This is a genomic window from Streptomyces sp. NPDC058157 (assembly GCF_042884105.1).
Lineage (GTDB): Bacteria > Actinomycetota > Actinomycetes > Streptomycetales > Streptomycetaceae > Streptomyces.
On the sequence record NZ_JBHVUQ010000044.1, the window covers coordinates 36,460 to 49,196 of the forward strand.

A 12,737-nucleotide genomic window follows, 5' to 3' on the forward strand; every position below is an offset into this window, starting at 1 on the left:
ACAGGGTGGCGTTCGGCCTTGTCGGGCGCTGTCACGAAGCCGGTGCTTCGCACTCGGTCTGTCCGGCACCGCTCAGCAGCGCCAGGCGGCGGTAGTCGCTGGGCGGGATGCCGTACGCGCGTCGGAAGGCCCGGCTGAAGTCCGCCGGGTGGCGGAAGCCCCAGCGCGCCGCGATCTCGCCGACCGTGGAGTGGCCGAGGTGCGGGTCGGCGAGGTCGGCCCGGCTGTGGTCGAGGCGGAGCCTGCGGATCGTGGCGGCGACGGTCTGCGGCTCCTCGCGGAAGAGCGAATGGAGCAGCCGTACGGAGATGTGGTGGTGGGCGGCGATGGTGTCCGGGCCGAGCTGCGGGTCGGGCAGGTTGTGGTCGATGAAGGCCCGGATCCGGGCCAGCAGGACCTGGTGGCGGGTTTCGGCGGGCAGCGCGCCGGGGCCGCTGGACTGCACCGCGAGGTAGGCGGCGCACAGATCGAGGCCGACGGAGCCGAGGCGGGACAACTCGGCGGGGCCGGCGTGCTCGGTGTGGGTGCGCAGCCCGGTCAGGTACGAGCCGAGCAGGGCGCCCGAGGCGGTGCCGGTGGCGAGCCGGGTGCCGAGGAGCCGGTCGGCGTGGTCCTGGGGCAGCGGCAGGACGCTGCGGCGCACCCGCAGCAGAGAGATGCGGGAGAGTCGGCCCTCGTCGAGGAACTCGCAGCTCAAGGGGTGAGAGGAGTCGAAGAGCGCCATGTCGCCGGCGCGGAGCAGGGTGTTGTTGCGGTTCTGCTCCAGGCCCACCGGGCTGCCGTGGACGAGGAAGAGGAAGTAGTTCTCCGGGTCCCCGCGCCGGATGTGCCCCGCGCCGCGCCGGGCGGACATCGGTGAGAAGGCGAATCCGGACAGGTCGGTATGGGTGAGGTCGAGCGCCGTCGCGGTGCCGCGGAAGCGCTCGACGTGCGGGCTGGTGATGGAGACGGGCATCACGAGGTCGCCGACCATGCCCGCCCACGACTCGAAACCGTCCCGCGCGCGGACCCTGACCGTCTGTGCATGCGGCTGTGTACCCGTCACGAAGCCCCCGCTCCACGGTGATGTGTACACGCCCATAGTTGGCGGTCGGCAGCCCGCCGGGATAGCGGGGTGTCGGCCAACTCCCGGTCACCCGCGACCTGTCTGCGCTCAGTGCGCAATGTAGCTGCGCGCCGTGCCAACGACGCCGGCTGACTTCTCCCCACACAGTGGCAGTCGGCACCGTGCGAAGCGCGTCGGTGGAACCGTCTCAGACCGGAGGGTCACCATGTGGAGGAAGCTCAGCGTCACGTTAGCGGCAGGTACGATCGCGGCACTTTCATGGGCGAGCCCGGCATCCGCCGCGGGTGACGGCCCTGAGGCGCGAGCGGGAGCGACCACCGCGAAAGCCATGGCGGGCTGCTACGGGAACTCGTGCTGGGGCAAGGACCCCATCGAGATGGGCTGCAACGCAGATGCCTACACGGTCGAGTCCAAGTCGACCACCTCCGGGAGGATCGAGCTGAGGTACAGCGCAGCCTGCGCCGCGAACTGGGCCCGCCTCGTCAACGGAGCCGGCCACCAGTTCATTGTCCAAGCGCCCAACGGCTACGCGTCGTGGGTGGCCACCTCGTCGAACAGCTGGACCGACATGGTTGACGGCACGGTAGAGAATCGGGCGTGCCTGTGGGGGTCTGATGGCGCCTGGACCTGCACCGGCTGGCACTGAACTACGAGAACCAGCTCAGCACACTTGCGCAGCCCAGGCCCGAGAGGTCGAGCTCGGCCCCGGCCGCGGGCGAAGTGAGTGGTGGCGCGAATACGGGCCCCTGCTCGACGCCGCGCATTGGCTGTGCCCGCTGACATGGCCGTACCGGTCGCCGGGTCACCCACCCGCCACACCCCGGCACGCCCCAAGGTACCCCCGCAGGTGCCAGTCCCGATGGGAAGACTGGACGACGGGTTGCCCTGCACAAGCAGGGCCTGGCGGGAGCCCGGTAGCCACGCCGGCTGCGCCTTGCCGCACAACCCATGCACACGATCGAAGGCCCCGGGGGTCACGACGCCCCGGGGCCTTCACTTCGCTGACCTCTCAGCTCAACGACGAGCCGGGCAGCCCGTCAGGCCCAGTCGACGCCCAGCTTGGCGAGGGCGTCGTGTTGGTCGGCGGTGAGCTTGTTGCGTCGGCTCTTGGTGTTGGTGACCCACACGCCGAGCTTCACGATCACCGGCTCTGCTTCGCCCTCGACCGCGATCTCCTCGCCGTGGGCCCTGGGGACCGGCCGGTGGGCGCCTTTCCGCTCCACCCACTGCGTGAGGGCTGCCAGGCCCCGCTGGAACGCCTGCTGCGCCTTGCTCGGCCCCTTGGCCCTGCGGCTGGCCGCCGGGGAGGGAGAGGGCGCTTGGTCGGGCTGTACGCCCAGCACGGTCAGCCGGGCCTGCTGCTCGGGCAGCAGTCGGGCCCAGGTGGCCGGCTGCTTCTGCTGTTGGAGCCACCGTCCGATGTCGTCGCCGTCCCGCAGGACGCCGGGGGCGATGTCGGGCAGCTGTCCGTCGGCGTCGACCAGGTCGGCCAGGACGCGGTGGTGCCGCTGCCAGCCGAGTGGCCAGGGGCAGTTCCAGTCCTTGTCGATCGCGGTGAGCTGCGCGGCCCGGGTCGTGGCGGTGTCCTCGTCCTTCCCCAGCCCGTTTCAATGGACCGTTTTTGAGACCGGCGCAGACTCGGTAGAGCTTGAGGTCGCAGTCTCGCGAGCGGCCGGACGATCAGCGGGGCAGGATGCGCAGTATTGCCTCGTGTTCGCCACTGAGCCGCAGGCCTTGCTGTACTGCGGCGCTCAGATCGAGGTCGCCGAGCAGGGTCGCGGCGAGCAGGTGCGGCGGTCCGGTCAGTGACGCGGTGGGGTGGTCGACCCGGCCTGCGTGTGTGTGCACCGAGCCGTCCTTGACTTCGATTACCAGGTCTTCGTTGCCGTCGGCGTGCAGTTGCAGGGCGATTGCCGGCTGGTCGGGGTGGTGGTCGGTCAGTGCCCGGGCAGGCATGTCCAGCCAGTGGGTGCGGAAGGTGTCGCTGCCGCCCGGCTCACGCAACAGCGGCATGCCCCACCGGCTCAGCTCCCGCAGCACCGGCTCCAGCTCGCGGCCACGCTCGGTGAGGGAGAACAGGGTGGTGGCCACCGGCGGCGGGGCGGCCTCGCGGTGGATCAGGCCGGCTTCCTCCAGTTCGCGGAGCCGGTCGACCAGCAGGTTGCTGGCGATCCCGGGCAGCCCGTTGCGCAGGTCGGTGTGCCGGCACGGACCCAGGGCGAACAGTTCACGGACGATCAGCAGGGTCCATCGGTCGCCGACGGTGTCCAGTGTTTTCGCGATGCCGCAGTACTGCCCGTAGGTGCGCATGCCACCATCCTACATCGTGGTGTTGAGATTCAGAACTCGCTTGTTGACTTTCTCAACAAAGTCGGTCTAGCGTCGCTGCCCATGACTCCCACCCTTTCCGTGCGTCGGCTGGCCTGGGCCGGCGTCGAGATCCGTCTCGGCGACACCCGCCTGCTGATCGACCCGCTCGAGAACGTCGCTCCGCTGGCGCCGGTGATGGGGCCGCCGCACCGGCCGGTCGACCCGGTCGATGCCCCGCCCGGCACCCACGCCCTCATCACCCACCTGCACCCCGACCACTACGACCACGACCTGATCGCCCGGATCGCGGCCACCGGCACGATCGGCTGCCACACCCCGAGCGCAGCGGCGCTGCACGAGGTGGGCATCACCCCCGTCGCCCAGGACCTGGGCCGGTCACGCCGCATCGGAGAGCTGACCGTCACCCCGGTGACCTCGCTGGACTGGCGCGGCAACGACTGTGACCAGGTCGCCTGGGTCGTCGAAGGCGCCGGTCGGCGGATCATCCACTGCGGCGACACCCAGTGGCACGGCAGCTGGTGGCAGATCGCCCGCGACCACGGCCCGTTCGACGTCGCGTTCGTCCCGGTCAACGGCGTCATCGCCCACTTCGAGGGCTACGCGGCCAACGTCCCGGCGACCATGACCCCCGAGCAGGGCGTCGAGGCTGCCGTCGCACTCGGCGCCGGCACCGTCTGCGCCATGCACTACGGCCTGTTCCACAACCCGCCGTTCTACACCGAGCAACCCGACATCGAGCAGCGCTTCCAGCACGCCGCCGACGCGCGCGGCATCACCGCGGCCATCGTCGCCGACGGCCGGCCCGTCCTGTGACCATCAGAAACAAGGAGCAACACATGAAGATCGTCCTGTTCGGTGCCAGCGGCAACATCGGCCGGCCCACCACCGAGGAACTACTGCGTCGCGGTCACACCGTCACCGCGGTCACCCGAGCCGGCCACGTCGACGGACTGGGGCACAAGGCCCTGACCGTGACCACCGGTGACGTCACGGACGCCGCCGCGGTCGCCGGCCTCGCCGCCTCCCACGACGCCGTACTGTCGGCCGTCGGCCCCCGGATCGGCCAGGAGGACGACCGCGCCACGATCGTCGGTGCCGCCCGTGCGCTGATCGACGGACTCCGCCGAGCCGGCGTCACCCGCCTGGTCACCATCGGCGGTGCCGGCAGCCTGCGCACGCCGACCGGCGCCCGGGTCATGGACGACCCGGACTTCCCCGCGCTGTGGAAGGCGAACGCCGAGGCCCAGTCCGAAGCGCTCGACTTCTACCGCGGCGTCCACGACCTCGACTGGACGTACGTGTCGCCCGCCGCGGTCATCGCAGCGGGCGAGCGGACCGGGGCCTACCGCAGCGCCGGGGACACCCTGCTCACCGACGACGACGGCAACAGTCGCATCTCGTACGCCGACTACGCGATCGCCTTGGCCGACACGATCGAGAGCGGTACCGCGATCCGCCGCCGCATCACCGTGGCGTACTGAGCCATGAGCAACGACGCCGCCGGCCGACAGACCCGATTCATCGTCCTGCTCGCAGCGCTCGTGGCCCTGGGGCCACTGTCCATCGACGGCTACCTGCCCGGACTGCCGGACCTCGCCGGCGACCTGCGCGCCAGCGCCGCGGCCACCCAGCTGACCATCACCGCCTGCCTGGCCGGGCTGGCCATCGGGCAGCTGATCGCCGGGCCGCTGAGCGACACCTACGGCCGGCGGCGTCCGTTGCTGGCGGGCCTCGCGCTCTACACGATCGCCAGCGCGCTCTGCGCGGTGGCGCCCGACGTCCGGACCCTCATCGGCCTGCGCCTGGTCCAGGGCATCGGCGGGGCGTTCGGCATCGTCATCGCCAACGCCATGGTCCGCGACCGTACCTCCGGAACCCGCACCGCACGTCTCTTCTCCGCACTGACCTTGATCACCGGCCTGGCGCCGGTGTTCGCGCCGGTCCTCGGCGGCCAGCTACTGCGCGTCACGGCCTGGCCGGGGATCTTCGTGAGCCTGGCCGTACTCGGCGCCGTGATGCTGGCTGCCTCCGCCGCAGCACTGCCGCAGACCCGGTCCTCCGCGTCACGCCGGCCGCTGCCGGCTGTCTTCGGGCAGCTGCTCAGCGACCGGGTCTTCACCGGGTACGTCCTGGCCAACGGCCTGGTCTTCGCGGCGATGTTCGCCTACATCTCCGGCTCGCCGTTCGTCCTGCAGGAAATTCACGGCCTGTCACCGCAGCAGTACAGCGCCGTGTTCGCCGTCAACGCCGCCGGACTCATTGCGGCCGCCCAGATCAGCGGCCGGCTGGTGGCCCGGGTCGGCGCCCGCGTGCTGCTGCTCGCCGGCCTGCTGGGCGCGACAGCCGGTGGCACCACGGTCCTGGGCGCGGTGCTGACACGGGCACCCTTGCCCGTGCTCCTGACCGGCCTGTTCGTCCTGGTCTCCAGCGTGGGCCTGGTCATGCCGAACGCCGCGGCCCAAGCCCTGGCCGACCATGGCGGACACGCCGGGTCGGCAGCCGCTCTGCTCGGCTTCAGCCAGTTCATGATCGGCGGGGCACTTGCTCCGCTGGCCGGCGCGGGCGGCGCCACCGACGCCTTGCCGATGGGAATCATCGTCGCCGTGCTGCCGGCGCTCGCTCTGCTCACACTCGGCGTCCTCACCCAGTCGATGCCCGGTGAGCGCACTCGCAGGCCGGCTCGCCAAGGACGTGCCGGGCACCGGCGACCGCGCCGGCACATCGTTCGCAGACGAGCCGGCATCCAGTGAGCCGTTTCATCCTTTGTAACGCGGTGACTCGACGTGGTGCAGGACGAGGATGGCCTGCACGATTGCGGTGGCTCGGCGCGGGCAGCAGCGCAGCTTGACCAGGATTCTCCAGGCTTTGAGGGTAGCGACGGCTCGTCCGCCGCGAGCGCGGATTTTCGCGCGGGCGCGGTTGACGCCCTTCTGCCGCCGGGACAGCTTGGGCCTGAATCGTCTGGAACCCAGACCAGGACTCGGTGGGCGCCTTCGTCATCAGCCGACAAGGCCACCAAGCCCTAGACCGTGGACTGCTCTGGGTCCAGGCCGTCCAGCGCCTCGACATCCAGACGGTCCCCGTGCTCGAAGGCAAGGCCCGCCCGCAATTCCTCCGCGGCGACTTCGAAGCCGCCGCCTGATGTGCGTCGCGGTTTCTTCACTGGTTGGCGGCAGGGAGGTTCACCTGTTTGCGGTGGCCTGACCTGTGTGGGTGGGGTCAAGGATGTCGTCGGCGTGGTGCAGGTTCTTGTCGTTCCTCGGATGGGTCCGGTGGCGTGCGTGTAGGGGGGCTGGATGCGTGGCCGCGGGCGGGGTTCCCGCCGCCCGGCCCGCGCCCTGCCCTGCCCGCCGCGCCGGAATCCGCCTCTGCTCCTGCTCCTGCCCGGCCCCGGCCCGGGAGCCCGGTGGTGGTGGGTGCGGATGCCCGCTCGGTGTGGGGTCCGCTGACCGAGGGCCTTACCGTCCCGAACGACCTGGACCTCTCCGACCGGCCGGCCGCCCTTGAGCGGCTCGGCGTCTCTCCGGCGGCGAACGGCCGGCTGGTGACGATCGGGAAGAAGAACATCGGCTCCGAGCGGGACACGGCCCTGCTGGTCTCCACCCGGGCCTGGCCCTTGCTCGCGGCCCGCATGGCCGACGTCGCCCGCGGCCCGGAATGGCTCTGTCCGTGAGAACGGGTTCTGGCACGACTTCCGTGAAGCGCGCACGCTGAGTAACGGCTGGTGTTCCAATCAGATCGGGGAAGTTGCCTGAAAATGACCAGGGCCGATCTTGGTGTGGTCGACAGTGCGGCGTCGTGGAAGAGATGTCGCCCCGTCTGGAGGGCCTGCTGTTATCGTCCATCGCGGACGTGTCGGTGCTGTCGCTGGACGTGAGTCACGAGGCGATACGCATCGACGTTTGTAGTACGGCGGCCGGGGCGGCATGCCCGGACTGTAGGAGCGAGTCGACCCGGGTGCACAGCTCTTACCTGCAGTTTCCTGCGGACGTTCCGAGTGGGGGACGTCTGGTGGTCCTCCAACTGCGAGTTCGGCGGTTCTTCTGTTCGGAGTCTTCATGCGCTCGGCGGACGTTCGCTGAGCAGATGCCGGGACTGACCCGGCGGCACAGCAGGTGGACGGAGCGGTTGCGGTCGACTCTCGCCGCGGTGGGTCTCGCTCTCGCCGGCCGGGCTGGCGCCCGGATGGCACGGGCCTTCGGGGTGCCCATCAGCCGCAGCGCGGTGTTGCGTCTGCTCGATGCATTGCCCGAACCCGAAGTCCCGGCCCCGCGGGTGGTTGGTGTTGATGAGTACGCCACACGCAAAGGAAGGGTCTACGGCACGGTGCTCATCGACGTCGAGACCCGTCGGCCGGTGGATCTGCTGCCTGACCGGGAAGCATCCAGTCTGGCCGCATGGCTGGCGAAGCGGCCTGGGATCGAGATCGTCTGCCGGGACCGTGCGCCGTTCTTCGCGGAAGGCGCCACAGCCGGGGCACCCCAGGCGACGCAGGTCGCCGACCGCTGGCATCTGTGGCACAACCTCGGGCAGGCCGCTGAGCGGGCTGTTGCCAGCCACCGCCAGTGTCTTCGCGTCCTGGTCCCCGATCGCGAGGGGAAGGCCGACGAGCTGGCGCCGCCCGAGGAGAAGGCGGACTCTCCATGGCGGAGCGAGCGGTTCGCCAACCGCGTCCGAGCCCGGCACGCCACGGTCCACGCGCTGCTGGAAGCCGGCCACAGCCGCCGCTCCATCGGGCGTCAGCTCCAGATGACCCACCGCACCGTCAAAAGCCTCGCCGACGCTGCGAAGCCGGAGGACCTCTTCCGCGGCCACTGGCAGCTCAACCGGACCTCCGTGCTCGACGAGTACAAGCCCTACCTGGACCAACGCTGGGACGAGGGTTGCACCAACGCCTGGAAGCTCTGGGAGGAGATCGTTCCCTTGGGCTATCGAGGCAGCTACGGCCGCGTCAGCGCCTACCTGCGAGAGAAGCGCACCTCACCACGGCCGGTCACCGCGCAACCGCCGACACCCCGCGTGGTGACGCGATGGATCCTCAGCCGACCTGAGACGCTGACCGAGATCGAACAGCTCCGGCTCAAGGCCGTCCTGACCAACTGCCCCGAACTCGACGCTCTGACCGGTCACGTCCGGGCCTTCGCCCACATGCTCACCGAGCGGCAGGGGGAACGACTCCCGCAGTGGCTCGACGCCGGCCGCCAGGACGACCTTCCCAGTTTCCACTCGCTCGCGGCCGGCCTCGACCGAGACCGCGGCGCAGTGATCGCTGGTCTGACCCTGCCCTGGAACTCCGGAGTCGTCGAAGGACACGTCAACCGGATCAAGATGCTCAAGCGCCAGATGTTCGGTCGCGCTGGCTTCGCACTGCTCCGCAAGCGGGTCCTCCTCGCCCCGTGACGATGTCAGTGGCTCCTGGAACCATGTCTTCGTCCAAGACAGCCGTATCAGGAGCCATGCATGGGAACGTGGGGAACCGGCCCGTTCGACAGCGATCTCGCCGCAGATTTCGTCGATGAACTTGCGGGACTTACCCACCAGCAGGTCATTGACGTGCTGGGGCGGGCATTCCAGCGTGTCACCGACTCGGGAGCACGCGTCGACGGCGGAGACGGGGCCGAAGCCGTTGCCGCTGGCGCTCTCGTGGCCAGCACCCTCCCGGACAGCCCCATCGTGATCGACCCGGACGACGGCCCCAGCGAACCGCTGCCCACACTGCCAGCCTCCCTTCGCGCGTCGGCGAGACTCGCACTGGACCGGGTTCTCCAGGACGGATCAGAAATGGCAACCGGCTGGGTGGATAGCGCCGAGGCCGATCAGTGGCGCCAGGAAGTGCGACAGATCCGACAAGCACTCGAAGCACCCGCTGATCACTAATCGTGACCGCTTCACGGAAGTCGTGCCAGAACCCGGTCTCCTGAAAAAAGGGGCCGTCGGCACTGGTCGACGTCGGCGCCGTGTGCTCAGTACGCCTTGAGCTCGATGGAGTTGGCTGCCTGCTGGATGGGTTCGAGGACCTTGGCCATCATGTGGTCTTTGCCGGGCAGGTGCTGGAGCAGGCGCAGCATCAGCATGGAGATCCGTACTTGTGCGGGGCTGTTCATCACCATCCGTTTGACGTTTGCGGGACCGAGTTTCTGGTTGGCGTCGGCAAAGGGCCGCAGGGCCCGCTCGTAGCCCGCGAAACCCTCCGCGGAGCCACCCGCAGTGGCGAGTTCACCGGCGAGGACGTACGCGCCCACCATGGCCAGGCTGGTGCCCTGCCCCGAAGCGGGGGAGGCGCAGTACGCGGCATCGCCGACCAGGCCCACCCGGCCGGTGGACCAGCTGTCCATGTGTACCTGGCTGAGCGAGTCGAAGTAGAAGTCGGGGGCGGCGGGCAGGGCCTCGAGGAAGCGCGGTACCTCCCAGCCCTCCCCGCGGTACGCCTCGGCCAGCAGCCGCTGCTGCTCGGCGGTGTCACGGACGCCGTGGTCCTGGGGGCGGGAGGACCACAGGAACATCGCCTTGGCGCTGGTGTCGTGTGCGGTGGTGTAGGCGAGGGCGGTTCGGCCCGGGCCGACGTACGTCAACTCCTCGCGGTCGAGGCCGAGGTGGTTGGGGACGCTGAAGATGGACACGTGGTAACCCAGGTCGCGGACGTAGCGCTCCTGGGGGCCGAAGGCCAGGGACCGGGTGCGGGAGTGCAGTCCGTCGGCGCCGACCACCAGGTCGAAGGTCTCGGTCCGGCCGCTCTCGAAAATGACGCGGACCCCGTCGGGGCCCTGCTCCAGCTCGGCGATCGAGTCCCCGAAGCGGTACTCGGCCTTGTCCTTGGTGAGGTCGTACAGGATGCGGGTGAGGTCGCCGCGCATGATCTCCGCGTCGCCGTGGACCCGGCCGCCGAAGCTGTCGGCGTCCATGCTTTTGACCCGGTTTCCCCGTGCGTTCACGACGGAGGCCTCTCGGACCTCGGTCCGATGGCGGCGAACCTCCTCCAGGATGCCCATCCGGTCGGCTACCTTCAGTGCGGCGCCGCGGAGATCGATCTTGTAGCCGCCGGGCCGGACGGCGGGGGCCTTCTCCACCACCACGGGAGTCATTCCGTGCTGAAGAAGCCAGTAGGCGAGGGTGGCACCGGCCACGCTGGCTCCGGATATGAGGACGGTCTGCTGCTGCATGGTTCCCCCTGTGGCGTCGGCCCACGGTCTGGGCCAGGACGGCCCGGAGCTCGTCGTGGCGGCCCCGATCTCGTGTGCCCACGCTAACCCACGCCTATACAATTGTGCAATACAGATGTATAAAACATGCGTCTAGTTCCTGCCGTCGTACTTGCCGATCTCCTGGCGGTAGTCAGGCTCGCGCAGGTGGTTGTCGGAGTGGAACTCCGGAGATGCCTTGATCTAGCCCTTGGTGCAGTCCACGTGAACCGTCCTGTTCTCCCTGCCCACGTGGAGAATCGTTCCCGCCGGCAGCAGGACCGCTTGCCGAAGATCCACGCGCCGGTGTCGACCACGAAAGCATGCCGCTCGCAAGGCGGGTGCCGGTCTTGACGCCTGAGCGTTTTCAAGGGCCCGGACGCCGTCGACCCGGCACTGCTGCGCCGGGGCGGGGTTCCCGGATCTGGGAATGGTGCCGCCCGTGGTGATCGACGTGTCCCGTATATGGGAACGTGCCTGGTCAGGTGGCGCGAGGACTTGGGTGGCGGGGGTGGGTTCAGGGCTGGTAGGGGGATGTCGTGGCTGCCGATGCGGCGCCGGTTGATGTGGTGGCCGTGGTGGCGTGTGCGGCTGTAGGTGAAGGTGGCGCGGCCGTTGGGGCCCAGGTGAGTTCGTAGACGCCGGGGGTGACCCGTACGCCCTTGACGCGCAGCCCGCGGCGGAAGAGGCCGGGGACGAAGGCGTCCTGGACGACGCGGGTGAAGCGCCGGCGCTGGGCGGGGGTGAGGCGGTTCAGGTCGGCGGTGAAGTGGGGGGAGGGTCTCGTAGGTGGGCACGAAGAGGGTCTCCTTCGGGCGGCACGACGAAGCCCCCGGCGGATGCCGGGGGCTTGAAGGGGTTCTCGGGTCGGTCTCGTGGGGGTGTCCGGTGCGCGGTCTCGTGGGGTCGGCCGTGATCGCGGGCTGCCCACGTCGGTACGGCTCGTCGGGGAGACCGCTTTCGTGTCAGCGGCTTCTCACCTTGGTGACAGTGGGCTCTCGCCTTGGTGACAGTGAATCTCTCGTTTTGGCGACAGTGAGGGCTTCTCGGCGGGGCTCGGAGGATTGCTCTCCCGGGACGGTCAGGTGGCGGCCCACTCCACGCCGAGGTCGGCGAGTGCGGCCAGTTGCCCGGCGTCGAGACGGTCGCGGCGCTGGCGGGCGTTGGCCAGCCACACCCCAGTGCGATGCGGACCGTCCTGCAGCTGCTCGACGTGCGCCCTGCCCGGCATCCCGCCCTCCCGCTGGATGTATTGCGCGAGGGCCTGGATGCCCTTGTGGAAGGCTTCCGCACCCCGCCCGGACTTGGTGGTCGCGCTCGTCTTCGCGGGCGCCTGCCGGGCCCGTGCAACCCGTGCCGGGGCGATGCCGAGCGCGCCGAGCCGGGTCTGCTGCTCGGCGTTGAGCCGGTTCCAGTCCCGTCGTTGGGTGGCCAGCCACCGTCCGACGTCCTCGCCGTGCCGGGTCACCCCCGGGGCGATGGCCTTCAGAGGGACGCCTTTGTCCAGAAGCTGGGCGAGGTAGGCGTAGTGCCGTTGCCAGTCCACCGTCCACCCCAGCGTCGAGGGGTTCCAGTCCGGATCGATCGCGGCCAGCGCCGCCGCCCGCCGCTCCGCGCGCACCGGGTCCTTCCCGAGTCCGCCGGGCCGGCGGACGTTGGTGAGCCACTGCCCGACGGCGATGTCGAGGATCGCCGCGCCCCGTGGGGCCGCGAGGGTGCCGTGCAGCCGGTGGTAGGCGCGTGCGGTGGCGAGGTTCTTCTCGAACGCGGCGTCGGCGGTGTCCCACACGATCCCGAGCCCCTCCAGCTCGGCCGCCCGCTCCCCGCTCATCGCCCCGGCCCGGAACGCCCTGCGTTGGTCCGAGAGCCACCCGCCGAGCGGGTAGGGGCCCTCGGTGTGGTCGTAGGGGACCTGGAGGTGGCCCTCGCGCTCGCGGTACCGGAAGGCGGCCTCGACGCCCCTCCTCCAGTTCTGCCGCTCGGTGTTGAAGACCTGGTAGCTGATCCACTTCGCGATCAGCGCCGGATCCCGGGGAGCGGCGAACCGGAGCAGCAGCCGGTTCTCCTCCTGACCGGGAAGTGCTTTGCTGGGCCTTCAGCAAGTTGGGCGGCTGACACCCCCGCAGTCCCGCGATCGCGATAGCAGGGTGATCGGTGAAGTA

At 69.9% G+C, this 12,737-nt stretch carries 12 protein-coding genes and 2 pseudogenes; 8 read left to right on the forward strand and 6 right to left on the reverse strand.

The annotated features are described in order from the left end of the window. Nucleotides 1–31: 31 nt before the first annotated feature. A complete protein-coding gene (locus tag ACFVXK_RS14085; protein WP_389611762.1) occupies nucleotides 32–1,045 on the reverse strand; it encodes a helix-turn-helix domain-containing protein in 1,014 nt (337 codons plus the stop codon). A 226-nt stretch (nucleotides 1,046–1,271) separates the two neighbouring features. Between ACFVXK_RS14085 and ACFVXK_RS14090 the strand changes: the two genes are divergently transcribed. Next, the gene (locus tag ACFVXK_RS14090) at nucleotides 1,272–1,712 is read left to right on the forward strand and encodes a DUF2690 domain-containing protein (RefSeq protein WP_389611763.1); all 441 of its coding nucleotides are present in this window, start codon (nucleotides 1,272–1,274) and stop codon (nucleotides 1,710–1,712) included. Nucleotides 1,713–2,103: 391 nt separating this feature from the next. Here ACFVXK_RS14090 and ACFVXK_RS14095 read toward each other — a convergent pair. Together ACFVXK_RS14095 and ACFVXK_RS14100 are read right to left on the reverse strand one after the other, a co-directional pair. Continuing rightward, nucleotides 2,104–2,673: pseudogene (locus tag ACFVXK_RS14095) on the reverse strand (helicase associated domain-containing protein); the annotation flags it as partial. 73 nt (nucleotides 2,674–2,746) lie between these two features. Continuing rightward, a complete protein-coding gene (locus ACFVXK_RS14100) occupies nucleotides 2,747–3,376 on the reverse strand; it encodes a winged helix-turn-helix transcriptional regulator (RefSeq protein WP_389611764.1) in 630 nt (209 codons plus the stop codon). Nucleotides 3,377–3,457: 81 nt separating this feature from the next. On the opposite strand from ACFVXK_RS14100, the gene ACFVXK_RS14105 reads away from it, so the two are divergent. From ACFVXK_RS14105 to ACFVXK_RS14115, 3 genes are read left to right on the forward strand one after another with little or no spacing between them, the layout of a single operon-like run. Next, nucleotides 3,458–4,210, forward strand: coding sequence for an MBL fold metallo-hydrolase (locus ACFVXK_RS14105; protein WP_389611765.1), 753 nt, complete (start codon nucleotides 3,458–3,460; stop codon nucleotides 4,208–4,210). Nucleotides 4,211–4,233: 23 nt separating this feature from the next. After that, nucleotides 4,234–4,878, forward strand: coding sequence for an NAD(P)-dependent oxidoreductase (locus ACFVXK_RS14110; protein WP_389611766.1), 645 nt, complete (start codon nucleotides 4,234–4,236; stop codon nucleotides 4,876–4,878). A 3-nt stretch (nucleotides 4,879–4,881) separates the two neighbouring features. Continuing rightward, nucleotides 4,882–6,147 (forward strand): multidrug effflux MFS transporter, encoded by a 1,266-nt coding sequence (locus ACFVXK_RS14115; RefSeq protein WP_389611767.1) that lies wholly within the window; start codon nucleotides 4,882–4,884, stop codon nucleotides 6,145–6,147. Between the two features lie 6 nt (nucleotides 6,148–6,153). Here the strand turns inward: ACFVXK_RS14115 and ACFVXK_RS14120 are convergent. Beyond that, nucleotides 6,154–6,357 (reverse strand): annotated as a pseudogene (locus ACFVXK_RS14120) (IS5/IS1182 family transposase); the annotation flags it as partial. 23 nt (nucleotides 6,358–6,380) lie between these two features. Here ACFVXK_RS14120 and ACFVXK_RS14125 point away from each other — a divergent pair. From ACFVXK_RS14125 to ACFVXK_RS14140, 4 genes are all read left to right on the forward strand, one after another. Beyond that, on the forward strand, nucleotides 6,381–6,539 hold the full coding sequence (locus ACFVXK_RS14125; protein WP_389611768.1) for a hypothetical protein: 159 nt from the start codon (nucleotides 6,381–6,383) through the stop codon (nucleotides 6,537–6,539). Between the two features lie 267 nt (nucleotides 6,540–6,806). Continuing rightward, nucleotides 6,807–7,070 carry a hypothetical protein gene (locus ACFVXK_RS14130; protein ID WP_389611769.1) on the forward strand — a complete coding sequence of 88 codons (264 nt, stop codon included), beginning with the start codon at nucleotides 6,807–6,809 and terminating at the stop codon, nucleotides 7,068–7,070. A gap of 134 nt (nucleotides 7,071–7,204) precedes the next feature. Beyond that, on the forward strand, nucleotides 7,205–8,797 hold the full coding sequence (locus ACFVXK_RS14135) for an ISL3 family transposase (RefSeq protein ID WP_389611776.1): 1,593 nt from the start codon (nucleotides 7,205–7,207) through the stop codon (nucleotides 8,795–8,797). Nucleotides 8,798–8,857: 60 nt separating this feature from the next. Further along, complete coding sequence (locus tag ACFVXK_RS14140) at nucleotides 8,858–9,274, forward strand: DUF4259 domain-containing protein (protein ID WP_389611770.1); 417 nt, start codon at nucleotides 8,858–8,860, stop codon at nucleotides 9,272–9,274. An 86-nt stretch (nucleotides 9,275–9,360) separates the two neighbouring features. Here the strand turns inward: ACFVXK_RS14140 and ACFVXK_RS14145 are convergent, their stop codons facing one another. Next, a complete protein-coding gene (locus ACFVXK_RS14145; RefSeq protein ID WP_389611771.1) occupies nucleotides 9,361–10,557 on the reverse strand; it encodes an FAD-dependent monooxygenase in 1,197 nt (398 codons plus the stop codon). A gap of 1,099 nt (nucleotides 10,558–11,656) precedes the next feature. Continuing rightward, nucleotides 11,657–12,631, reverse strand: a complete 975-nt coding sequence (locus ACFVXK_RS14150; protein WP_389611777.1) for a helicase associated domain-containing protein — start codon at nucleotides 12,629–12,631, stop codon at nucleotides 11,657–11,659. Nucleotides 12,632–12,737 lie beyond the last annotated feature (106 nt).